6 protein-coding genes are annotated in these 25,879 nt (G+C 66.8%); 1 reads left to right on the top strand and 5 read right to left on the bottom strand.

Annotated elements, in window-relative coordinates; genetic code table 11:
* Nucleotides 1-21: 21 nt before the first annotated feature.
* Both pks2 and AC5Y5O_RS14720 read right to left on the bottom strand, forming a co-directional pair.
* Entirely contained in the window at nt 22-6,579 is a 6,558-nt protein-coding gene (gene pks2, locus AC5Y5O_RS14725; RefSeq protein WP_500025627.1) for a sulfolipid-1 biosynthesis phthioceranic/hydroxyphthioceranic acid synthase, read from the bottom strand.
* Complete coding sequence (locus AC5Y5O_RS14720; RefSeq protein WP_500025626.1) at nt 6,576-8,315, bottom strand: AMP-binding protein; 1,740 nt, start codon at nt 8,313-8,315, stop codon at nt 6,576-6,578. The genes pks2 and AC5Y5O_RS14720 overlap by 4 nt, the downstream gene beginning before the upstream one ends.
* A 556-nt stretch (nt 8,316-8,871) precedes the next feature.
* Here AC5Y5O_RS14720 and AC5Y5O_RS14715 point away from each other — a divergent pair.
* Complete coding sequence (locus tag AC5Y5O_RS14715; RefSeq protein ID WP_500025625.1) at nt 8,872-10,041, top strand: permease; 1,170 nt, start codon at nt 8,872-8,874, stop codon at nt 10,039-10,041.
* On the opposite strand, the gene AC5Y5O_RS14710 is transcribed toward AC5Y5O_RS14715, so the two are convergent.
* The 3 genes from AC5Y5O_RS14710 to AC5Y5O_RS14700 form a co-directional block, all read right to left on the bottom strand.
* Nucleotides 10,035-17,423 carry a beta-ketoacyl synthase N-terminal-like domain-containing protein gene (locus tag AC5Y5O_RS14710; RefSeq protein WP_500025624.1) on the bottom strand — a complete coding sequence of 2,463 codons (7,389 nt, stop codon included), beginning with the start codon at nt 17,421-17,423 and terminating at the stop codon, nt 10,035-10,037. The genes AC5Y5O_RS14715 and AC5Y5O_RS14710 overlap by 7 nt on opposite strands.
* Nucleotides 17,424-17,449: 26 nt before the next feature.
* On the bottom strand, nt 17,450-23,509 hold the full coding sequence (locus AC5Y5O_RS14705; protein WP_500025623.1) for an SDR family NAD(P)-dependent oxidoreductase: 6,060 nt from the start codon (nt 23,507-23,509) through the stop codon (nt 17,450-17,452).
* 643 nt (nt 23,510-24,152) lie between these two features.
* Nucleotides 24,153-25,757 carry a PfaD family polyunsaturated fatty acid/polyketide biosynthesis protein gene (locus AC5Y5O_RS14700; protein ID WP_500025622.1) on the bottom strand — a complete coding sequence of 535 codons (1,605 nt, stop codon included), beginning with the start codon at nt 25,755-25,757 and terminating at the stop codon, nt 24,153-24,155.
* Between the last annotated feature and the right edge of the window lie 122 nt (nt 25,758-25,879).

The raw sequence follows: 25,879 nt of genomic DNA, 5'->3' as shown, positions 1-25,879 counted from the left end.
GATCGCCGGAAGGACAACGCTTTATGTTGTCGGGGCCCCGGTAGCCGCCGGTGTTGCCACCTCCGCCACCAGCGTCTCGGCCAGATGGACGCTCAATGCCTGGGCGGTGTTGTGGGTGGCGATGGCCTTCGGCGTGACACGGATACCGATCTCGGCTTCGATGCGGGTCCGCAGCTCCAGATTGCCCAATGAGTCCAGTCCGTGTTCGACGAACGGGCGGTCCGGATCGACGGTGCGACGCAGGATCAGACCGGTCTGCTCGGTGATCAGACGCCGAAGCCGGGTGGGCCATTCGTCCCGCGGTAGCGATCGAAGTTCGGTGCGCAGCGTGGTCTCGCCGACCTGGTGCGGTCCCGCGTGCCGGAAGGCTTCGGCGAACGGACGGCGCGCCACCAACTCGGCCGGCCACGACGACCCGGTCATCGGGACGTAGCCGGTGTAGCCGCGGTTATAGCGCAGCAGTTCGGTAAACGCCTGCGCGCCTTCGTCGGGGGTGATCATCGTGGTACGTCCGCCGTCGGCCAGGTGCTTGGCGCGCCCGACCTCGCCCCACGCCCCCCATGCGATAGCCAACGACGGCAGGCCCTGGCGGCGCCGCCACAACGTGAAGGCATCCACCCAGCTGTTGGCTGCCGCGTAGGCACCCTGTCCTGGCGTGCCCAGTAGTGCCGCCGCGGAGGAGAAACAGCAGAACCAGTCCAGTGGCTGGCCCAGCGTGGCGCGGTGCAGGTTCCATGCGCCGTAAACCTTTGGCGCCCAGTCACGATCGATCACCTCGTCGGTGATGTTGGCCAACGTGGCGTCGACCACCACAGCCGCGGCATGCAGCACCCCGCGCAGCGGAAGCCCGGTGGCCGTGGCCGCGGCCACCACCCGGTCCGCGGTATCGGCCTCGGCCATGTTGCCGGACTCCACGACGACGTCGACCCCGCCGGCCCGGATCCGATCGATGGCCTGGCGCGCCTTGGGAGTTGGATTGGCCCGGGCGGTCAGCACGATCCGGCCGCAGCCCGCCTTGCCCATCTCGGCCGCCAGGAACAGCCCGAGCCCGCCCAGCCCGCCGGTGATGATGTAGGCACCGTCGCCGCGGAAAACGGTGGCCCGCTCCGGGGGCACCAGCACTGTGCTGTGTCCCTCCCGCGGTACGGACAGCACGAGTTTGCCGTTGTGTTCGGCCGCACCCATCACCCGAATTGCCTTGGCCGCCTGGTCAAGTGGATAGATTGTGTGCTCGAGCGGCGGCAGCTCACCCGCTCCGACGAGCCGGTAGACCGTGCTCAGCAGATCTCCTACCTGCCGGGGCTGGCTGGCCGCCATCAGCGCGAGGTCGAGGTAGTGGAACGTGAGGTTGCGGCGGAACGGATATTGACCCAGCCGGGTATCACCGTAAACGTCGCGCTTACCGATCTCGACGAATCGTCCACCGATGGCCAGCAGCTCGAAGCCCGCGCGCTGGGCGGCGCCGGTGACCGAGTTGAGCACGACGTCGACGCCGTACCCGTCGGTGTCGCGGCGAATCAGATCGGCGAATTCGGTGCTGCGCGAATCGTAAACGTGCTCGATGCCCATGTCGTGCAGCAGCGCACGCCGCTGCGGGCTGCCCGCCGTGGCAAAAATCTCCGCCCCAACCGACCGGGCTATCGCGATTGCGGCCCGCCCCACTCCGCCGGTTGCCGAGTGAATCAGCACCCGCTCCCCCGGCTTGATCCTGGCCAGGTCCCGCAGGCCGTACCAGGCGGTGGCGTACGCGGTCGTGGCCGCGACCGCCTGCTCGGCATCCAGGCCAGTCGGAAGCGTCACGGCAAGTTTGGCGTCGCAGGTGACAAACGTTGCCCAACAGCCGTTTTCGGATACGCCGCCGACCCGGTCACCGACCTGATGGTCGGTGACATCCGGCCCGACCGCGGTCACCACGCCCGCGAAATCCATACCGAGGCGTGGTTGACGCCCGTCGACGCTGGGGAATCGGCCCATGGCGATGAGCACATCGGCGAAGTTGAGGCTGGACGCGGTGACCGCGACCTCGATCTGGCCCGGCCCCGGTGCGGTGCGGTCGAACGCAACGAGTTCCAGACCCTCCAGGTCCCCCGGCGTGCGAATCTCCACGCGCATGCCGTCGAGCTGATGGTTCGCGACGGCGGTCTGCCGATCGTCGGGGCGAAGCGGGGCGGGCCGTAGCCGCGCGGCATAGAACTGCGCGGCGCGCCAGGCGGTTTCGTCCTCGTCCGATCCGGACAGCAGTTGACGCACCAACTGCGCGGCGTCGGTCTCCTGGTCGATATCGATCTGGATCGCCCGCGGTTCGGCGTCTTCGGCGGAAATCACCCGCATCAGGCCACGCAGGCCCGCCTGGTCCAGGTCGGGCTGGTCATCGGGCAACACGGTCTGGGCGTTGCGGGTCACGACGTACAACCGGGGCGGCGCCCCGGCGCCCTCGTCCAGCGAGCGGGCGATCCGCACCAGAGCCCGCACCTGCTCGCAGCCGCGGGCCGGGGACTGCTCATCGAAGGCGGCGGCCGGTGGCCCGGCCAGCACCACCACACCGGTGACATCGCTGGACGGCGAGCCGAGCTGTCCAGCGATCTCGCATTGGGCGCCTTCGCTTTTCAGCGCCTCGGCGAGCGGGGCGGACAGCGGATCGTCGTCATCGGCCAGCAACAGCCAGCTCCCGGCATCGGCGCTCTGGCCGACGGGCAGCTCGCGCGGTTCCCATTCGACCGCCAGCAGGCGCTCGGCTAACAATTGTTGGCGCGCAACGCTTTCGGAGACGTCGCTGCCCACTCGCAGCCCCCGCACGACCAGCAGCACGGTTCCGTTCTCGTCGAACACGTCGAGATCGGCTTCCATCCCGATCTGGTTCGCCTGGGTCACCCGGCTCAGGCAGTAACGAGCGTCCTGCAGCGATCCGTAACTGCGCAGCCGACGGACCCCCAACGGCAACAGCAGGCTGCCCTCGGCGATATCGCCGCTGCGTGGATGAGCCGCGATCGACTGGAAGCAGGCATCGAGCAGCGCGGGATGGGCACGAAACGCGCTGCGCTGCAGGCTAACGTGCGGTGAGCCCGCGACTTCGGCCAGCACTGTGCCGGTTGCCGCGTTGCCGGTGCGTACGGCCGCCAGGCCGGCGAACGCGGGGCCGAACCGGACCCCGCGGTCGTCGAACCATTCCCGCAGCGACGTCCCGTCGATCCGGTTCGGGTGGGCGGCGAGCAGCGCCGCGACGTCGTGCACGGGTGGTTGGCCCAGCTCGTCGATGGCCTGCAAGGTTGCCGCGGCCCGCCGCGTGTACTCGCCCTCCTCGTCGGTTTGCACCTCGAAGGCCACCACCCCGGGCGACTGGACCGCCGCGTCGGCGCTCAGCGCCGTCTCACCGTCGAGCAACAGCATCCGTTCGAACCGGATGTCGCGTACCTCCGACGCGTCACCCAGCGTCGCGCGCGCCGCCGCGAGCGCCATCTCGCAGTAGGCGGCTCCCGGCAGAGCCGCAACGCCGTGCACCTGGTGGTCTGCCAGCCACGGCTGTGCCGTGGTGCCGACTTCGCCCTGCCAGACATGACGCTCGGGCTCTTCGAGTAGCCGCACGTGGGCGCCCAACAAGGGATGCACGGAAACGGTTCGGCCACCGGCTGCCTCGGAGTCGCGGGTCGGCAGCTGCGCATGATGCTCGGCGACGCCGAGCCAGTGGCGGGTGTGGTGCCAGGGCGCCGACGGCAGAGCCGGGTGCGGTTCGGGCGGGTGCGGGGTCTGGGGCGGATGACCGGTGTGGCTCGCGTTCAGGTTGGTGTGGAACGTGAGGGTGTCGTCGGTGTCGCGCTGCAGGGTGCTGACGACCCGGTACTCCCCGGCGCCAAGGGTGTCGTTGATGGCGTGGGCGAGCAACGGGTGTGGGCTGATCTCGATGAAGGTGGCATGGGCCCCACCGGCTTGGCTAGCAGCATGAGCAATGGCCTGGCTGAACCGAACCGGGTTGCGCAGGTTGGCCACCCAGTGGTCGGCGTCAAAAGCCGGCGTGTCGTCGCCGGGGCCGGCCGTCGTGCTGATCACCGGGATGGCCGGCGTATCCGGGTCTAAATCGGCTAGCTCAGAACGCAATTCGGCCAGGATCGGCTCGATGATGCGGTGATGGCTGGCCACGTCGACCTCGATGCGCCGGGCCAGCCGATCGGTGTCGGCCACAACGGCCATCACTGCGTCGACGTGATCGGGCGGGCCGGCGATCACCGTCTGACTGGGCGAGGCGTACACGGCGAGGCTCACCTGCGGGTAATCGGCGAGCAGCGCCTCGGTGGTCGCGGCGTCGGACTCCACCAACGCCATCGCCCCCTGGCCGGACAGCCGCGACATCAGTCGCGACCGGGTGGCGATCACCCGCAATCCATCGGCAACATTCAGCGCGCCGGCGACCACCGCCGCGGTGACCTCGCCCATCGAATGCCCGATCACCGCGTCCGGCTCGACGCCGTAGGAGCGCCACAACGCCGTCAGCGCCAGCTGCACGCCCACCAGCAGCGGCTGAATCCGCTCGATACCGGTGACCGGCTCGCCGTCGGCCAGCACCCGCTGCAGCGAAAACCCGGCGTGTGCGACGAATATCGGTTCCAACTCGGCGATCGCCGCGGCGAACACCGGTTCGTCGGCCAGCAGCTGGCGGCCCATCCCCGCCCACTGGGAGCCCTGCCCGGAATACACGAACACCGTGCCGGGCCGCGACGTTGTCTGCTGTGGGGCCACCACACCGTCGGCCGGCGTGCCGTCGGCCAGTGCGCGCAATCCGACAATCGCATGCTTGCGATCGCGCGCGCACACGGTGCCGAACACGGGGTGCCGGGACCGGTGGTGATTGAGCGTGTGCGCGACATCGGGCAATGCCACATCCGCGCCGTCACCGTCCATCCAGTCTGCCAACGCCGACGCCAGCGAACTGACGCGCTCGGTGGTCTTGCCCGACAGCACCAGCGTGCTCACGGCCGGAACCGGTTGGGATGCAATGGGACCCGTCTCGGGAGCCTGTTCGATCACTACGTGGGCATTGGTGCCGCCGAAGCCGAAGGACGACACCCCCGCCCGTCGCGGCAGCCCGGTGTCGGGCCAATCAGTAGGCTCGGCAACGACTTTCAGCCGCATCTGGTCGAACGGAATGTGCGGGTTCGGGGTCTGGTAGTTCAGGTTCGGCGGGATATGCCCGCGGTGTACCGCCAGCACCGCCTTGATCAGGCCGGCGATTCCGGCCGCGCCCTCCAGGTGGCCAATGTTCGATTTGACGGCGCCGATCAGCAGCGGACCGTCTTCGGGGCGCCCGCGGCCCAGCACCGTACCCAGTGCGCGCGCCTCGATGGGATCGCCCAAAAGCGTTCCGGTTCCGTGGGTCTCGACGTAATCGACCTGATGCGGAGCGACGCCGGCGTTGGCACACGCCGCGCGTAGCACCGCCATCTGTGCAGCCGGGTTCGGTGCCATCAGCCCATTCGATCGGCCGTCCTGATTGACGGCCGATCCACGCAGCACCGCCAGCACCCGATCACCGTCGCGCACAGCGTCGCTGACTCGCTTGAGTATCACCGCGCCGCACCCTTCGCCGCGGACGAATCCATTCGCGTCGGCATCGAAGGATTTACACTGCCCGGTCGGTGACAACGCTTCGGCCCCGTCGAAGCTGCGGAAGATGGCCGGCGACAACAGCAGGTTCACTCCCGCGGCGATGGCCAGATCGCAATCCCCGGTGCGCAGGCTCTGGCATCCCAGGTGCACGGCCACCAGCGACGACGAACAGGCCGTGTCCACCGACACCGAGGGGCCGCGAAGATCCAGAACATACGACAGCCGGTTGGCGATGATGCTCAGCGCGCCGCCGATGTTGCTCCACGCGTCGACCCGGGACAGATCCGTTCCGGCCAGGTACCCGTAGTCGGTCGCACACGCGCCGGCGAAGACCCCGGTCTGGGAACGACGCAGTGATTCCGCGGGAATCCCGGCATGCTCCAACGCTTCCCAGGCCACTTCCAGCAATAGCCGCTGCTGCGGGTCCATCGCGGTCGCTTCCCGCGGGGAGATCTCGAAGAACTCGGCGTCGAAACCTTCGACGTCGCTCAACACCGAAGCCCACCGGGTGGTACCGGCCAGCACCTTCGTGATCTCCGGTGAGCCGTCGTCGAACGCCAGCCATCGGTCCGCGGGCACCTCGGTTACCGACGAACGCCCCTCACACAGGAACCGCCAGTACGCTTCCGGTCCGGAAATGTCACCGGGAAAACGGCATCCCACTCCGATCACGGCAACCGGCTCGTCGGCCCAACCACGCTCCGAATCGGCCGGCGCCTCGGACTCCGACTCGGGCGTGGTCAGAAACCGCACCAATTCGTTGATCGTGGGGTGCTGCCAGAAGTCCAACGGCGAGACCGACCGGCCGACCAGTGTCGCCAACTCGCCCGAGAGTACGACCGCGTCGCGCGAGCCCACTCCCAAGTCGTTGAACGCCACATCGAGGCCGACCTCTCCACGATCACAACCGATCTCGCTGACGAGATAGTCGATCAACCAGCGCTCGAGCCCCCCGGCCGCATCAGGACCGGCCGACGTCACGCCGAAACGTCCAAACGTTCAAACTCCTCGAGCCGGTAGGACTCGACGCACGTCGACCGGCGCACCTTGCCGCTCGTCGTGAGTGGAAGCGAACCCGGCGCCACCAGCACGAGATCGGCGATACGCACACCGTGCGCACTCGAAATCGCCGCGGCGACATCGCGCCTGATCGAGCGGAGCTTCTGTTGAGCGTCCTCGTCGGAGCCGGCCTTGTTCTTGACCTCGGCGATGGCGACAAGCTGCTCGCTGGTGTCGTTGGCAACCGAAATCGCCGCCACCCGGCCCTTGGTGATCTGCCCGATCGTCGATTCGATGTCGTCCGGGTAGTGGTTACGGCCGTCCACGATGAGCAGATCCTTCAGCCGGCCCATGATGAACAGTTCGCCGTCGGAGATGAACCCCAGGTCGCCGGTCCGCAGCCAGGGCCCCTCGGGTGTGCCCGCGGAGGGGTGGGTGATCCGGGCACCGAACGTGCGCTTGGTCCGCTCCGGGTTGCGCCAGTACCCGTTGCCGATGTTGCGGCCGTGCGCCCAGATCTCTCCGATGACGCCGGGCGCCGTCTCGGTCTTGGTGTCGGGGTTGACGATTCGCACCAGCGGCGACTTCATGGCGCCGTAGCTGATCAGATCGCTGCCGCCCTCCGCCTCGGTGCAGGGCGTGGCCTGACCCCCCGACAGCTGCTCGTACTGAAAGCGCACTGATTTGGGCGCCTGTCCCGTCTTCGCACTGGCGACGTACAGCGTCGCCTCGGCCAGGCCATAGGACGGCCGGATGGCCGGCTCGGGGAGGCCATATTGGGAGAACCGCTCCATGAAGCGGGTGATCGATGCCGGCTGCACGCGTTCACTGCCATTGGCCAGGCCCACCACGCCGCTCAGGTCGAGCCCGGCCATGTCGTCGTCCGAAATCCGGCGCACCGCCAGATCGAAGGCGAAGTTCGGTCCGCCGGAGAACGGCCGGGGGTTGCTCGCCAGCAGCCGCATCCAGCGGGCCGGCTCGATCAGGAACGCGATCGGACTGGTCAGCACCGCGGGCAGGCCCCACACGATGGGGTAGCAGATTCCCTGGATGAGCCCCATGTCGTGGTAGAAGGGCAGCCACGACACCAGCGTTTCGGGCGGCCCGGAAACGTCGAACAGGCCCGACTCGAGCTGCTGGCAATTCGTCACCACGTTCTCGTGGGTGATTACGACACCGGCGGGCTGGCCCGTCGACCCCGACGTGTACTGCAGATACGCTTCCTTCGGATGCTCGTATTCCGCCGTCAATTCCCCGGCGGAGTAATAGTCGAGAGAGTCAATTTCAAGGACCGTCGGCGCGACCGATCCGCCGTGCGATTCCGCATACTTGACGACCCCATCAACGGCGGCGGACGTCGTGATAATGGCGGCGGGAGTGCAATCCTGTAGTGCCGACGAAATGCGGCTGTCGTGGGCGCCGAATTGCGGGACCGACAGCGGAACCGCGATGAAACCCGCCTCTAACGCCCCGAGAAAACCGACGACGTAGTCGAGACTCTGCGGGGCCAATATCGCCACTCGATCGCCGGTCGTCCCGCAACGCCGCAGCTCCGCGGCAACGGTCAATGCGCGTCGGCGCAGCTGCGACCAGGTCAGGCTCTCTGCGAAGCCTTTGGGATCGACGTCGTAGTCGATGAACGTGAATGCCGTGTCATTGGGTTGCCGGCACGCATTGTCGCTCAGCACTGCGGGGATGGAGGACTCGATAACGGACATAACGCTACCCTTCTGATTCTTCAAAATATCGGTGCGCATCACGTCCCCCACGGGATGCAGCGGCTTGGTTTTTCGCGGCACCACCCCATGCCACTAACCGATAGGAACTTCTATCTGTGCAGCACCACCCTGGATGAGAAGACTTCAAAGGTGAGGCGGGTGTCCGCGGGTTCATCGGCGGCGGCTACTCCAGTGCGTGAGCACATGGCTTTCGCGACCGTGCCGACTTGCACTCCGACGATCGGCTCCACCCTCTGTGCGACGAAGTGTACCGCCGCGCGGTTCAGCGACGATCCAGCCTGCCCGCGCTTTTCCGGCGCCCGGTGTGGCGCCGTGGTCGCGCTGAGCCGACATGAGCGAGCGCCCGCGGTCATCACCACCTCCACGCGAGGAACCTACCCGTTCTCTCGCGGCCACGTTGGCGAATCGGCGATATCGTTGACCAGCCAATATCGCCGGGCGACCGGCACGCTGGTCCCACAAATAGCCGCTGCACGGCGCCGGCGCATACGCGATGATCGACACCGAGGAGAGCACCGAAGAGAGGAAGCGGCCCATGACAGGCAAGGCGCTGGCAGCAATCGAGCATGCCCTGGCGCTGGCCGGGTCGATGACCTGGGAAATCTTATGGGCGCTGATTCTCGGCTTCGTGCTGTCCGCGGTGGTGCAGGCGGTGGTGCGGCGCTCGACGATCGTGGCGCTGCTGGGCGACGATCGTCCGCGCACCCTGGCGGTAGCGGCCGGCCTCGGGGCGGCATCGTCGTCGTGCTCGTATGCGGCGGTCGCCCTGGCCCGGTCGTTGTTTCGCAAGGGTGCGCATTTCACCGCGGCCATGGCGTTCGAGATCGGCTCCACCAACCTGGTCGTCGAGTTGGGCATCATCCTGGCGCTGCTGATGGGCTGGCAGTTCGCCGCCGCCGAGTTCGTCGGCGGCCCGCTGATGATCATCATCCTGGCCGTCTTGTTCCGGCTGTTCGTCCGGTCCCGCCTCGTCGACGCCGCGCGCGAGCAGGCCGACCGGGGCATCGCCGGATCGATGGAAGGACATGCCGCCATGGACATGTCCGTCAAGAGGGACGGTTCATTTGCCCAGCGCCTGCTTTCCGCAGAAGGCTTCACGTCGGTGTCGCACGTGTTTGTCATGGAATGGCTGGCGATCCTGCGGGACCTGGTGCTGGGCCTGTTGATCGCCGGCGCCATCGCGGCGTGGGTGCCCGAAACCTTCTGGCGGGGTTTCTTCTTGGCTGACGACCCCGGCTGGGCCGCGGTGTGGGGCCCGATCGTCGGGCCGATCGTGGCGATGGTGTCCTTCGTGTGCTCGATCGGCAACGTGCCGTTGGCAGCGGTGCTGTGGAACGGCGGCATCAGCTTCGGCGGCGTCATCGCCTTCATCTACGCCGACCTGTTGATCCTGCCGATCTTGAACATCTACCGGAAGTACTACGGCACCGCGATGATGCTGACCTTGCTCGGCACCTTCTACGCCTCAATGGTCGGGGCCGGGTATCTCGTCGAATTACTGTTCGGCACAACGAATCTCATTCCGGCCGGGCGCACCGCCACGGTGATGGAAGCGTCGATCTCGTGGAACTACACCAGCTGGCTCAACATCGTCTTTCTCGTCGTCGCAGCGGTGCTGATCGTCCGGTTCGTCACGTCCGGAGGAATGCCGATGGTACGGATGATGGGCGGCTCCCCGGAAGCGGCCGACGGTCACCATCACTGACGCGCCAGTGCCGCCGTCCATTGTTCGGTGCTGATCATGTCGCGCCAATTCACGCCGACGGAATCCAGGGCGTCCTCGATGCAGGCCCATACCGACTCCAGGGGCGACGCACCGGGGGCGGCGGCCGCAATTCGGTTCTCCACGGCCAGGTTTGGCGGATTGGGCGCATCGCTGAACGGAGCGAGTTCGTTGATGGCATCGATGACGAGACGTCGCCGGTGCGCGTACGGCGATGCAATCAGCTCCTCGGGCATGATCGGTCGGCCGAAGATGTAGTCCTGCGCGGCCTGGCGATACGGCACCTCGAGCTTGTGACTCACCGGCTCCTCGGGTAAGCCCCCGGCGAAGTACACCGGCACGATCGGCAGTGACATCTCGATCGCCATGTCCAGCAGGGTGGAAGTCAGCCGCTCGACGCGCTGACCGGAGTGGACCTGGCGAGTCCCGTCGGCGTGCACCATCGTCGACACGGCGTGGGCGTCGATATCGCGCTTGATTTCCTCGACCAGGTGCAGGAACTGCTGGGGGTTTTGCTGATCGAAATACCGGATGGTGCGCAGTTGCCTGCCCGCTACCGCGTCGAGCAGCCGCAACAGCTCACCGATCCAACGGTTTTCGTGTTTGGCATGCGCGATCGGCACCACTTGCGTGCCGGTCAGCCATGACGCGATGGTGGTGCCCAACAGCGATTCGATCTGCACCTGGTGGTTGCCCAGCAGCAGGACCGGGCGACCCTGAATCGCCGCCATCGACGGTGGGTCCGCGACGATGACATGCCGGACATAGCGCGACAGCAGGGCCCCGTGCAGCACATCTGCGAAACCGTCGCGCTGCATCCCGAGCGTGGCGGCCCACCAGTCGCGCACCGGTCGCCAATCCGTCTGCAACGACGCACTGGCGCGACACACCCGCTGGCGCGGTTGCTCGATCTCGATCCGGATGCGCTCCAGCGGCAGCGCCGGGCAGCTCACCTGGCTTCCGGCAACCAGAACCTGGCCGGGGTGGATGGCGTTGTGGGCGGCATCGGCGACCGCTTCTTTCGCCGCGATGTCGACGAGCAGCGAATCCCCTTGGCTGTCGGTGCAATACACCGCGTGCAGGGTGCCCTTGAACCAGTCCAGCGTTGCCGCGCGGACCGAATCGAGCGTGACCACGCCCTCGTCGAGCCGCTCGCCCAGCGACATCGCGGGCACCGCCCGGCGTTCGGCCAGGAACGCGCGGCGCTTCAAGCCGCCGGCCTGGGCGAGCGGTCCCTTGGACAACAGGATTTCGACGAGCCGAATGTAGGCCCACGGCTTGCCCCCGGCGCTCAACCACAGATCGATAACCGGCAAGCGGCCATCGTCGTCGTCGAAACCGACGAAACGGGCTTCCACCTCCACGGCACCCTCGGTGGGGGCGTCACGGTAGAACCGCGCCCAGACGACCCGGCTTGGAAACGCGACGGTCGGGTCCGCCGCGTCCGCATACGACTCGACCGCACAACTGTCCGTGGTCCATACGCTCATCGCGGCGTGGGGAACGATATGCAGCGCACCGTCGAGGAGTCCCGGCTGCTGCAGGCCCGCCGGAACCTTGCACAGCTCGACCGCAAGCTTCCCGGACGACCCGTTGCGTGCTATCCGGGCACCGTCGGTCAGCGTGGCGAATGCGGGTCCGTGGAACACCGCACTGGTGGCGTACGGGGTGGCGAAGGGCACCGCCCCGGTCAACTCGGCCGGAGTCGCCGGTTCGCCGGCGTACTGCTCCGCGGTGACGATCGTGGCGTGGGCGTGAGTTTCCCAGCGCGACAACGCCGCTTTCGGGGCGTCTCGCCACACCTCGAGCCGGCCCTCGAAACGTCCGGGTCCAACGGGCACGACGATCGCCCGCAGCCGCTTGGGTGAATCGACGATGATCCAGCGAACCACCCGCAGGTCGGTGACCTCGACCACTTTGGCCGTGCCCGCGGCGCGGCTGACCGCCTGCGCCAACAGATCCAGCACCGACATCATCGGCAGCGACGGAATGACATACGTCGGGCAGTGGTCGGTGATCCAGCTGTCGGCGGCGGGATCGATGGTCGTCTCCACCGTCGTGGCTTGCGCCGTCGCGGACGTTGGCACCGTGGCCGTGGCGGGTAGGGTGGGTGACGTCGTCGACGAGCCGAGCTGCGGTTCCGATTGTCCTTGCGGCACATGGCGTGTGATGCGCATGCCGAGGTTGGTCGCGCTGTAGATCCGCTTGCCGTCCACCCACAGCGAGGCGTCGGCCACGGCCAGAATGCCCGGAACATCACCCTCGTCGCGGGCGATGCGGGTGATCTCGAGCTCGGAGGAGATCTGTTTGTTCGTCGGTACGATCTGTCCGCGATAGCGCCAGGTGATCGCATCGCCCAGCGCGACCGGCTCGAAGCGAGCCGAGGGTCCCGCCTCTGTGCCCAGCCCGTGGTCCAGCATCGCGAATTGCAGGAGCTGCAACATCATTTCGATGCCCAACGAACCGGGCTGCACCGGATCCTGATAGAAGTGGGCCTTGAAGTACCACTCCGCCGGGTCGACGTCCTTGACGGCGCGCCACCGGCCGAGGCCGGCCTCGCCGTCGGTTGGCCATCGTCCCGTCACCCGGTCGATCATCAACAGCATCGGATCGGCCAATCGCGCTCCGGGACCGAAGAACTCGTGCGGGCGCGCGCAAAGGTCGATGACCGGTGCGTCGCATGGGCGCTGCGCGACGGCGCGCTGCTCGTCGGTAACCGGGAGCCCCACCTGCTGTTGCAACGCTTCGCGGCCGAAGTATCCGAAGACCGTGTCGAAGGTGTAGACGGGACCCTCGTCGGCGTGAATCTGACCGTCGAAGGTCACGATGATGGTTCCGCCCGCCTGGGCGATGCTCTTCAAACAGACCTTGGTCCGCAGGGTTCCGGTCGACGGTGTGACCTCGCGGTGCTGCCGGCCGGTGCCATCGAGGTTGCGGAAGTAAAGATCCTTCTCGCTGTTCAACGGGCAGCCGACGTAGCTGGCCAGCCAACCGCAGGGCTGCAGGGCGACCTCCATCAGCACCGCGTTGGGCATCGTCGGCGTCCCGTTCACCGCGAAATACCAAGCATCGCTGGGTACTTCGTACTCCACGACGACTTCCGCACCGGCCTTCACGACGCCGGTCTCACCGACCAGCTCGGTGACCCTGGACATGAAGTGGTAAGGCGGGCCGGGCAGCCTGGCCACCTTGCGATGGGAGTCGAACTTCTCGAACAGCGGGCCGAACGCCAAGGAAGGCTTGGCGATAGCGCTTGCCAGCATCGCTTGGTAGTCGAACGCGAAGCCGTCGACCTCGGCGACTGGTTTGGGTTCGACGTGTCCGACCAACTCCTTGGCGCCCAGATCCATCGGCCAGCCGGGCGAGAGCTTCAGACCCATCCGGCGACAGTGGAACGCCGGCAACCCGTCGACGGTGCACAGCAGGTCGGCGAACAACGTCGGCTCGGGCCCGGCGAGCACCTCACGTACGAACACCTCGTAAACGAGTTCGCGCGATTGCGGTGTGACCTGACCCCGGCACGACAACTTATAGGTCTCGAAAGGCACGGGTTCGAAGCGCCAACCGTCGCATTCCAGCGTCATCCCGAGCGCGGTCATGTAGATGGCCATGGTCTGCATGGTCGCTTCGAACATGAGCGTGCCGGGCATACACGGGTCGTTCTTGAAGTGTCCTGCGAAGTACCACTTTTCGGGATCGATGTGCGCGGCCGCCCGCAGGTAGCCGCGCCCCCACGGGCCGCCGGATAGATCCAGCTGGACGACCTCGTCTACGAACAACATGTCGCCGCCGCCGATGCTGGGCGTGCGGGTGTGGCTGGCCGCACGTTCGAACCCCTGGCCGAATGTGCGCCAAATCTCACCGCCCGACATTGCCTCCAGGTCGGCGCGGGACAGCGAGGTCCGCGACGTCGGCGACGGCGCCGGTTCCATCGGGCCGTCGACGGTCTCGTCCTCGGGACGCCAGAGGATCCCGCCGGAGGAGGCCAGCTCTTCGTCGGAGAAGAATCCGGCCTGGCCGTTGCGCATCGACATGCGCTCGACACCGTCGATCGCGCAGTCGTAGTGGAAGAAGAAGATGCGGATGTCGCCTTGCCGGGCGTGGCCGTCGACGTGGATGTCGAATCGCAGGGTGTCGCCGATTTCGGGTAGTCCGCCCAGGTAGGTCACCTCACAGCCCAGCAGGCGGTACACCCGGTCACCCTTGTTGGCGAAATCGGCGCCCATCCATGAGATGAGCATCAGGTCGGCCTGCCCGGCCTCGATCATGACGCCCGCGGGCATCCGGCCCTGATCGAGATACCACGCATCGGAGGTGACATCGGTTTCGGTCCACAGGGTTCCGGTACCGTTGCGGCCCGGCTCGGCGTCGATGCCCAGGAGGCGATCCGCCAGCAGCAGCGGCGGTTCCGGCATCCGGACCTGACGAAGGTAATTGTCTTGCACCGTGAACGCCTGGCCATAGATGTCGGAGATCTTCCCCGACGCGTGCACCCGCAGACCGTCCTTGTCGAGCGCGAGACCTACCGGCGCGCGCTTGGGTGTAGGCGCCGGAACGTGCTTTTCCGCGGGCCGGACCGGCTGAACCGCCCTGCAGGCACCAGCCAGGGGCGGCTTGTCGATCTCTTTGGGCGCCAACGGCTTCGAGACCGTGTCGCCGTTGCGCGCAGTCGACGTGGAATCGTTGTGGCCCGAGCCGTTGCGGACGCTGTCCCCAGTGGCGGCCGGGTGCGTGCCGCGGTCGTAGACAACCGTCAGCGGCTCTGGTGGCGTCCTGGCGGTCAGCGCCGCGCCGAGCGGCACCCGCACCAACGCCTGCTGCGCCTTGGGCAGAACCGGGGGAACCGGGAGGTGTGTTGCCATGCGCTGCTCCCCTCTACTGGTGATAAAGCGTGAATCCTGTTCGACGTCAACAACGTTCTTAGGTAGCAGGACGTCGGGAAGATGACCGGGGAATCGCAGCCAGGTCGACTTTCCCGACCCGGATCCCGTCTCGGTCCGGTGTGCGTCGAGCGCGCTGGCGTCATGCTGGTCGACGGGCGTTGCCACCAGCACGATTTGCTGTTCCTGGCCGGCCAGCGCGTCGAGGGCGATGGCGACTTCTCGCCGCCGCGAAGACCATTGCGTGCCGTCGGGACGTACGCCGAGAAAGCCGTAGATCACACCGGCGGCGACGTGCAGCAGCCCGGATGCGGCGTGGGCGTGCCCGAGTAGGGGCGAGAGGTCCGTTGCGCCGGGTGCGGTGCCCAACCGAAGGCAATCGCCGCTCGGTCCTCGGCCCGCGGACACAGTGGCAAGAACCGTGTCCTCGTCACGGTGTGCATCGTCGGCGCGTTTGAGGACGAGTACGACGGCGGCGTCACCGGATATCTGCTCACCGGATCCCAACAGCTCCCGGGCCGCCGCTTCGTGCACGGGTTCGCAGCTGAGGTCCACCGCCCCCACGACTGCCGCGTCGATCTCGCCGGCCCGTAATGCGCGGGCGGCCATCTCCAATGCCGTGGTGCCGGAAAGCTCCTCGCGCGATACCGTGAAACTCGGTCCGCGAAGGTCGAATTGGCTGTTCAACCGGTTGGCCACAATGTTGGGCATCGCGCCGACCACCCCGGCGGCGGTCCATCCCTGCGCCACCGCGTCGCGCGCCGTCGCCAGCAGATCCGGGTCATCGATCTCGCCGGCCAGCCGCCAACGCACCCCGAGTCGTGTCACCTCGGCGTCACAGCCCATCCCGACGATAACGCTCGTGGTGTCGGGCGGGAGATCTTTGATCAGACCACCGACATTCATCGCCGCACCGAGAAGGGCGATTTGCTGGGGCAGGGTCTGCTTGAGATCGGTTGGGGGGAAACGTGTCTGAGTAAGGTCGAGGCAGACCTCGGACATCCGCGCCCGTACCGCACCGCTGTCATCGCGGCGGGGAATCGGCTGATTCTTCACCAGATGATCGGCTACCGAGAGGGTTTCGTGTCCATCGCCCACCAGCAGTCCCAGCCCGACGATCGCGATGTCAGCGTCGGCTCCGGTCACGGTCACCGGCCATTGTGGACGGGCGAGATGCTTGTTGGCAGGTTGGACCCATTCTTCCAGCAACAGGTGGGCATTGTTGCCGCCGAAGCCGAAGTTGTTGATCGCGGCGCGACGTGGCCCGACACAATGCCAGGTTTCTGCTTCGGTGAGCAGCCGGAACGGGGAGTCGGCGATAAACGGCAGTGGATCGTCCACGTGCAGCGTCGGGGGCCGGATTCGTGCCCGCATCGCCGCGAGCACCTTGATGGCTCCAGCGGCACCGGATGCCGTGATGGAGTGGCCGAGATTGGATTTCAGCGATCCGATCGGCACGTTCGTCATTCCGTCGAAAATGCGCGCCATGCTCATCAATTCGGTCAGATCGCCCCGGGCGGTTCCGGTGGCATGGCACTCGATCAGGGAGATGTCCTGCGGCTCGAGCTCGGCCATCTCGTAGGCGAGCCGCATCGCGCGTTCTTGCCCCTCCTGCGAGGGCACCAGCAGACCGCGTCCGCGGCCGTCGTTGCCGAGGCCGACCGCCCTGATGACGCCCAATATGGTGTCACCGTCGGCGATCGCGTCCTCCAGCCGGCGCAGCACCAGAATCGCCGCGCCTTCGGCCGGCACCAAACCGTCGGCGTCCTGATGGAACGGGCGCGACCTGCCGGACCGGCTCAGCGCCTGCAGCGCGCTGAAGCCGACGTGTAACAGCAGATCACTGGCCCCGTTGACACCGCCGGCCAGCATCACATCCGCGGTACGGTCGTGCAGCCGGTCACAGGCGAGCTTGATGGCGTACAACGATGAAGCGCACGCGGCGTCGAGGGCGGTGGCACCCCCGGTGAGGCCGAGCGCGTTCGCGATGAGATGAGCGGGCAGGCCGGACATGAACCGGTTACGCCAATCGATCCTGTGTGCTGTTCCGCGCCAGACCTTTTCAGCCAGGTCTGTCATCGTCTTGGTCGGATAGCTCAAGTTTCCGAGGACCACCCCGGCCGAGCCCGGGACTTCGCCGGCACGCCAGCCCGCCCCCGCAATGGCCTGCCGGGCCGCCTCGATGGCCCAGAGGTACAGCGGATCGAGACCATCGAGTGCCGCGGCGTCGAGGAGAAGGTCCCGAGGCGCGAAAGCCTGATCGAAGCCACGCACATATCCACCTCGGTCCGACCAGGTGTGGTCCAGGAAGGCGGAGTTCTTCGGGTCGCGCAGGATGTGCTCAGCCGATACGCCCCAGTAGCCGGGCGGCGCCGAGCCGAGCGCGTCGCGGCCCGCACGCACCGTGTCCCACAGCCCGTCGGGACTCAGGCCGCCGGGCAGAACGCAGCCCTGGCCGACGATCGCGATGGGTTCAAATTTCAAGACGACTCCGCGGCTTTCGGTTGAGATCAGCTGCCGTAGGGGTACATCTCAAGCCGCTTGATGCTGGCAACCACGTGATTGTCCGCGTCAATGAGGTCCAGGTCGCAGACGGTTCGGCTGTTTTTCGCCGCGCCATTGGAGAGCACGCAGCGCAGCCCATCGCCGAGCGCACCGGCTCGGTAGCGCACGATCTCGCCCACCCGCAGCGGCAGCACCTTGGCCCCGAGCTGTTCAAAGCTCCACACCAGTGCCGCTTGCAGGCAGCCGTCGAGCGCGGCCGGATCGGTCGCCCAGCCTTCCCCCGCCCAACCCGCCACCGAGAGCCCGTACAAGGGGGCCGTGGCGGACGACGTCTGGCAGTCGACGCCCTCGAGGACCTGGAAGGCGGGACCGTGGAAGAGCGCACCGTTGGTGTAGCAGGTATCGCGGTTGAGCTGTTTGCCGCCGGCCGGCGCGCTAGCCAGAGTCGGCACCGCCGTTGAGCCCCTGCCTATTTCGAGCGTCGCGGAATAGTAGGCGTTCGATCCGGAAGCGTCGGACAACGTGCACGCCAGCCGATGTGGGTGACCATCGATCGACGCGCAACGCACCAGCAGTGCGTCCCCGCGTTGGTCGAACTCGGACAGCGTCACGCCGCGCAGCACCCGCAGGTCGACGACGCGATCCACACGCTGGCCTGGGCGGCACGCCTGCGCCATCCGCACAAACCATTCCAGCGCCTGCACGATGGGCAGGACCACGTTGCCCTGGATGCGGTGGTCGGCCAGATACGGTTGGCGGGCGGCCTGGGCCACCACACGCGCGACCCGGCCCTCGGCGGACACCGGATGGGTTGGCACACCTGCCAATACGCCGTCTCCGAGGATCACCTCCGGACTGGCCGTCTGCCCGTCCAGCACGTCGGAGACGAATGCGTGGGCACCGTCGGCAAGCGGGATCAAAGAGATTCCCCGGGACTCGAACATCGCCTTGAGACCGGGCGTCACCATACCCGAATCCCAAGGGCCCCAGCCTAATGCGCGAACAAGGCAGCCGGGACCGCGGCGGGCCTGTTCGGCCAGGGCGACCTTGTTGAGTATCTCGTTGGCCATGGCGTAGTCGCTTTGGCCGACGTTGCCGCTGCGTGCTGCCACCGACGAGAACAGGCAGACCAGCTTCAGCGAGTCACCGGCTGTCGCGTCGAGCAGGGCGCACAGACCGCCGACCTTCGTCTCGAAGACACGGTCGTATCCGTCCAGGGTCTTCTTGTGCAAAGGCGCGTCGGCCAATACACCGGCGCCGTGGACCAACCCGGTGATGGGCCCGAAGTCGGCGCGCACGCGGTCAAGCAGCGCGCCGAGTTGAGACGCATCGCGCACATCGGCCGTGGCGTAGCGGACCCGCGAGCCGGCGGCGGATAGGGCAGCAAGCGTGGCGCGCACCTCGCGATCGGCCAGGATGCGCTGCACCTGTTGTTCGAGCTGCTTGGGCGTCAGCTTAAGTCCTTGTGCCGCAGCGCCAGTCAGCAAGGCGCGCTTGAGTTCGGCGTCGGATGTCAGCCCCCGCGCGGCGGCTGGTTCGTCGCCGAGTTCGGTGCGCCCGATCAGCACGAAGCTGGCCCGAGTCTGTTCCGCCAGCGCGATCACCGACGCGGCGGTCACTCCGCGGCCGCCACCCGAGACGACAATGACGTCACGCTGGTCGATGCGACGGGTGTGGGTGGCCACCGGCGCCGCGTCGGCGACCACCGTGACTCGTCCGTGCGCGCTGCCCAGACCGACTTCCAATTCGGCCCCACCCGCCAATATCTCCTGCGCGATGTGCTCGGCGATGGCGGTCGGGGCAAGCTGTGCGGCCGCGATGTCGATGGCCTTGACTTGTGCCCTGGGCCATTCCTGCGCGGCTGTCTTGGCCAGGGCGCCGATGCCGCCGGCCCATGCGCGCGAGCCCGGCTCGGTGAGCAGACCGAAGGTGCCGCCGGTATCCGCAACGGTGACGAAGACGCCGCCGTGTTCTTCATATCGCGCGGCGATGCGTTGTGCATCGGCGAAGACCGCGCGGTTGAGGGCCAGCAAGTCTTCCCGGCTGGTTGTCTGCTGCAGCCCGCCGAGGTGGATCACGGCCTCGGCGCTGGCGCTCGGCTGGTTAACGGTGGTGGCGCTGATCCCGTGGTCGCGAAGGAGGCCGGCCAGGGCCTCACCGACGCCCGGTGCGGCGGCGACAATCTCCACGTTGGCGGCATTGTAGAGGCCCGGCATCGCCATTCCGCTTGCCGGAGCAGCGATTGCGCGCACCGCGTGGCGCGCGATCGCTACTCCGGCTAACTCAAAAGGGAGGCGGTCACCCGCCATGGCGCCGCTGGAGATGGCAGGGACCGGCGGTGGGGCATGCATCGGTGGGGCGCCAGTGTGGGCGACGGGGGCCATCAGCGACTGCAGATAATCAACAATCTCCTGCAACGTCCCCAACGACGCCATCGCCCCAGTCTCCACATCAGGCAACACCGGAACCCGCTCCTGCACCCCCGACAAAATCTCCACCCGCTTAATCGAATCGATGCCCAAATCCGCCTCTAACGCCATCGACAAATCAAGCATCTCAACGGGATAACCCGTCTTCTCCGCCACCACATCCAACATCTGACCCACCAAATCCACCCCCACCACCGACACAACCACCGGGGCCACCGCAGCGCCCGCGGCCGGCGCGGCAGCCGGAGCCGTCGCCGCCGACGGGGCCGGGGCAGGCGGAGCGACCGGGGTCACCAATGCAGTTCCGTTGGCAGTAGCCGGAATTGGAGCAAGTGGCGCGGTCACCGCCGACGGGGCCACCAGTCCTTGCAAAACGCGTTGCAGGCTGTCGAAGGCGTCCCGCAGCGTTCCTACCGCTGCGATCATCTCCGTCACCGCTTCGGCACTCAGCACGGGTGCGGCCGCGGGCGCCGCGACAGGCGCAGGAGCCGCCATCGTCACCGGCGCAGGCGGAGCGATCACGGCGGTCGCGGACGCACCGAGGTGGCCATTGCCATTGCCATTGCTGACGGCATGACCGTTGCCATTGCTCGCGGCATGACCGTTGAGCGCGGCCGCGGGCGCGGCGGGCATCACCGTCGGGGCAACCGGCGCCGGCGGCGGGACCGCGGACGGCGTGCCGTTGATGTGGACCACGGGGGTAATGGATTCAGATGGCATAGATTTGGACTCCGATTCGGTCCTGTGCCCGTTGCTGCGGCCACTGCGGACGAGAATTGTTTCGGTATCGGACGGTCGCCGCACAGCCTCATCGCTGATTGGCGGCCGTCCATAATTGGATCCGTTGATCTTCAAGGTCAGCTTCGGCTTCTCGCGGTTGCGCGGATCGTCGCCGATGCGATAGTCGGCCCACAGGTCCTCGAAATTCATCGGCACGCCCGCGGCGACGAGTTGGGCCAATCCGATCCACAGCGATCGAATGCCATTGCGGCCCTTGGCATCCAGCGACACCGCGGAGTGCTCCTCGCCGGCGAGACACTTGCCGACAAGATTTGTCAGCACGCCGCCGGGGCCGACCTCGATGAAGGTGCGCGCACCGGCGCGCCACATTGCCTGAATCTGCTCGACGAACCGCACCGGCTGAGCGATCTGGTTGGCAAGCGTGGTCCGCATTTGTTGGGCATCACCGGCATACGGCTGCGCTGTCGCATTGGCGTAGACGGGCACCTCGGGCATGCCGAACGCGACACCGGCCAGGAATGAACCGAATGGGACCGCCGCCGGGCTGACGATGTCGGAATGGAATGCGGTAGCGACATCCAGGCGTCGCGCCTTGATGCCCGCCGCGGCAAACCGCTGCGCCGCGTGGTCGATGGCGGTGCTATTCCCGGACAGCACAGCCTGATCGGGAGCATTGTGGTTCGCGATGACAACCGGGAGCCCCCACTCCCCAATCAGTTGGCGGACCTGCTCGACGGGCGCGGTCACCGCACACATCGCGCCGTCGCTGTTAGTGGCCGCTTCGGCCATCAGCTCACCGCGCTTACGCGCAATCTGCAGCGCCACCTCGCCGCTGAAAACTCCTGCGGCACTTAGCGCGGTGACTTCGCCGAAGCTGTGACCACCGACGGCAACGGGTGCAATGCCCAGCGAGTGAATCACCGAGAGCAGACTCAGACTGTGCGCGCCAATACCCGGTTGTGCCCACTCGGTTTTCGTCAGCTCGGCCGCCTGCCGCGCGCGCTCGTCATCGGCGAAGGCCGTCTTCGGCCAGACGACGTCGTGCAGATCGCGATCGGCATTCAACCGGTCAGCTCGCGCGCACTCCCATGCCGCCAACGCAGACTCGTGAAGCTGCGGCAGGTCGGCGCCCATGCCGACGTACTGGCTGCCCTGTCCCGGGAACAGCAATGCGACGGGCCCCGGTCGCTGCGCCGAGTAGAAGTAGCCCCTCGGGGAGGCGAACGACGACGGGACATCCGCCGCGCTGAGCTTCGCCGCGACGTCGTCGAGCATGGTCTGCAAGGTCGCAATACTGTCGGCGACGACAGCCAGCCGGTGAGGTTGCGCGGCGTTGTACGCGGCTTGCGTGTTGCGCGCGATCCAGCTGAGCATGTCCGGACTGTCGACCAGCGATGCCGACAGCGCAGCGGCTTGCTCGGAGAGCGCCGCCGCAGAAGGCGCGCCGAGCACGACCAGTTCGGAATCCCACGAGCGGAACCGATAGGCACGCTTTCCGGTGCCCGCGTACTCCTCGACGGCGACGTGAAAGTTGGTGCCGCCGAAGCCGAACGAGCTGACCGACGCACGCCGGGGAACACCGTTGTCGGCCAGCCATGGCTTGGACTGGGTGGAAAGGTAAAACGGCGACTGCTCGATCTCGAGGGCCGGGTTCGGCCGGTCGATCTTGATCGTCGGCGGCAAGACCTTGTGGTGCAGCGCCATCACCACCTTGAACAGCCCACCCGCGCCGGCCGCACCCTTGGTGTGCCCGATCTGGGACTTGACCGAGCCGAGTGCGCACCACTGCCGATCCTCGCGGCCCGACGCGTTGAAGACCTCCCGCAACGCTTCGAACTCGGCGGCGTCCCCGGCTTTGGTCCCGGTGCCGTGCGCTTCGACGAGCCCGACCGTTTCCGGGCCGTAGCCCGCAGCCTCATAGGCGCGCCGTAGGGCCTTCGCCTGACCAGCCGGGCTGGGCGCATAGATGCTCTTTGCCCGGCCGTCCGAGGAGGTGCCGATGCCCCGGATCACCGCGTAGATCCGGTCGCCCTCGCGCTCGGCGTCGTCGAGACGCTTGAGCGCGAACATGGACAGTCCTTCGCCCAGCATCGTGCCGTCGGACTGGTCGGAGAAGGGGCGGCAGTCGCCACTGGCCGACAGCGCCGTCACCTTGGCGAAGCACATGTACATGAAGATGTCGTTGAAGGCATCGACTCCGCCGGCGAGCACCATGTCCGATTCGCCGAGGTATAGCTCGTGCAGCCCGGCTTCGAGTGCTGCCAGCGAGCTGGCACATGCCGCGTCGATGACGCAGTTGGTACCGCCGAGATCGAAGCGGTTGGCGATCCGCCCGGCGATCACGTTGCCGAGCAGCCCGGGGAAGGTGTTCTCCTGCCAGGTCGCGTAGTTCGACGTCACGCTTTTGCTGAACGCGGCAACCTCGGGCTCCGACAGACCGGCAGCCCGCAGTCCTCGCTCCCAAACCGGCCGGTGCAGACGGCCGCTGATGTAGGTGATCAGCTCCGTGCCGCCGGAGGCACCGAGGATGACGCTGATCCGTTCGCGATCGATGTGAGAAAAATCACCACCCGCCGCGTCCTCTAAAACTTGTTGCGCGACCCGTAGTGCAAGCAGCTGGGCGGTATCGGTCGCGGGCATAACGTTCGGCGGAATGCCGAAATCCATTGGTGAAAAGTCGACATCAGGCAAGAATCCGCCGCGACGCGCGTATACCTTGTCCGGCATATGCGGATCGGGGTGGTAGTAGTCGTCAATGCGCCAGTGTGACTCGGGGACCTCGGAGAACAGGTCGACGCCGCCGATGATGTTGCGCCAGAAGCGCTCGGCCTCGGGAGACCCGGGAAACAGCGCGCTGACGCCAACAACCGCAACTGGGGGGTGCTTGGATGCCATCGATCACCTTTGCATTGGCTAGACGAGCAACATCGAGTGTTTACTTGCGGCACGCCGAAGATTGATCGTCCGGGTTTTGCTGCATTGACCTGTCCCCCCAGACAGGCCGAGCGCTCGCGGGGACCATATCAGAACCGCGCCTGTTGTACTGACGAACTGTCAATACCGTTTGACCGACATTCCGGGCCGGTGATGACCAACGGTTTTGCGGGTTGACATAGTTGGTTATGGGTGATTCGGGTGCCTCTGCCAGCAATTTCCGTTGTCGCACACCGTGCGTACGGTCTCCGCGCCAACAGCCGCCGGGCGCACGCGTAAACACACCCGGCGAGCTTTGCTAAAGCGCCTGGATACGCCGCTGCGGCGGTCGGCGGCGTTGAATTCAGGCGTCACCAAATCCGTCAATTCGCGGTTACTGACGAGTAACAGGAAATATCTGGATATTGTTCGCGTTCCGCCGCCTTTTGCGAGCACGTGAATAGGCCGTGTCAGCTTCGGTGCGCCCCGAAAGCGGGTCGTCTCCGCGGAATTATCGGATCACAATGCGCTAACCGCACGTCAGCAGCTCACAATTCCGCAACCCCGGCACAGTTTGTCGCCATGCGGAAAGGGCCCGCATTCGTCTGCTGCAGGCCGGAAACACCTACAAAGAAAGCGGGCGTGGGGTGTAGTTGAACGCTTGCGCCGGAACGGGCACACCGCATTTGCGAGCCTGGTGGGCCCGGCTGATGTGGGTGGCGCCCTCAAGCAAATTCAGCGCTACTTGATCGACTGTCCGCTGCTCGGCGTCCTCCAGATAGCTACCCGCCACCCAGCTGTTGAAGGCTCCCATCGAGGGGCCGCACCAGATCTGGTAGTCCAGGACACGATCCAGTTGCCCATCGATCGCCCACCGGCTTGATTTGCCGAGGTACCAGCGGAAGACCAGCCCCATCTGATATTTCGAGTCTCGGGTCGCGAGTTCAAGCACCGCGGGGTCGCGCTGCTCCCAGTACTGATGTGTTTCGGCCCAGACCTCCCCGACACTCTTGCCGAGGATTTTCTCCAGCTCCGCACCATGCTTGTCCACGACGGCACTCAGGTTGGGGTTGGCCGCATACCACTCGTAGAGCTTCTTCGCCCGGGGGCCGAACATGGCACCACGCTTGAGGACCTGGAGGTTCACGCCCATCTCGAACATGTCGGACGCCGGGGCCATCATCACGTCGGCCACTCCGGCCTTGGCCAGCATCCCGCGGGCGTGCGGCGAAAGGCCCGACTCGATGCACGACTGGTTGACCGAGCCGGTCAGTACGTAGGCGGCGCCCATCGCGAACGCGCCCGCGACCGACTGTGGTGTTCCAAGCCCCCCGGCGGCACCCACGCGGATCCGGGTGGCCAGGCCGTGCTGCTGTGCCAGCTTGTCGCGCAGCAGGACGATTTCCGAGAACAACGCCGGCAGCGGGCGGTTGTCGGTGTGGCCGCCGCTGTCGGCCTCGACCGTGATGTCTTCGGCCACCGGTACATGCGGCGCGAGCTCGGCTTCCCGCTGAGTCAGCTTGCCGGACGCGACGAGCGCCGACACCAACGCCGCGGGCGCGGGCTCCATGAACATGCGGGCGACCTCGGGACGCGAGATCTTGGCCATCACGTGGTTCTTGCGAACGATCGCGCCGGCCGGATCGGTCGACAGGCCCGACAGGGCGTAGTGCACGACCGCGAGGGTCAGCTTCATGAACGCCGAGGCCTCGACGACGCGGACGCCCCGTTCGATGAACAGCTCGGCGACCCGGCCCTCGAGCGCAACCTCGTTGGGCGAGTGGATCAGGTTGGCGCCCCAGGCAAGTGGCCTGCCGGCCAGCCTCGCCTGAATCTCCGCCAGCCCTCGTTCGACGGCAGCGAACGAGAGGCCGCCCGCGCCGAAGAAGCCCAGCATCCCGGCCTCCGCGATGGCCACCACAAGTGCAGGAGTGGCGATCCCGTTGGCCATGGCACCGGTGACGTAGGGGAAGCGGATCCCGTGGGACTCGCAGAACTCGCGGTCGCCGAGCCATTCCGGATAGATCGGCGGAAGCGTCCCCATCAGTGATATGTCGGCCCCACCGGCGCCGACCAGTTCGCCGCCCATCGCCAGGCCCAGCTGACCGGTGGCGTCCTCGCGGACGACATGAACCGGGTGGCGCACGTACTGCAGGATGTGAGCGATGTCTTGCGGCGCGAACGCCGCCGGCGCGGTCGTCGCTCGCCAGCCGCCCAAGCTAGGGCTCACAGCCGCTTCGGTGCGATCGCTTAATACAGCGGTAGGTCGCTCATCCACTGCCGAGTCCTTCCATCACAGCGTTGACGCGTATCCCCCGCGGTGGCCGAAGCCGTCTGTCGAAAAATCAAGAA

The organism is Mycobacterium sp. NGS40 (assembly GCF_059812735.1).
The sequence above is the reverse complement of the archived record's forward strand: the minus strand, read 5'-3'. Positions and strand labels throughout refer to the sequence as shown.

Bases quoted from the DNA above. Each gene is read 5' to 3' on its own strand.
- AC5Y5O_RS14720 (WP_500025626.1), bottom strand. From the start codon at position 8,315: ATGTCCGTTATCGAGTCCTCCATCCCCGCAGTGCTGAGCGACAATGCG.
- AC5Y5O_RS14715 (WP_500025625.1), top strand. From the start codon at position 8,872: ATGACAGGCAAGGCGCTGGCAGCAATCGAGCATGCCCTGGCGCTGGCC.
- AC5Y5O_RS14705 (WP_500025623.1), bottom strand. From the start codon at position 23,509: ATGGCATCCAAGCACCCCCCAGTTGCGGTTGTTGGCGTCAGCGCGCTG.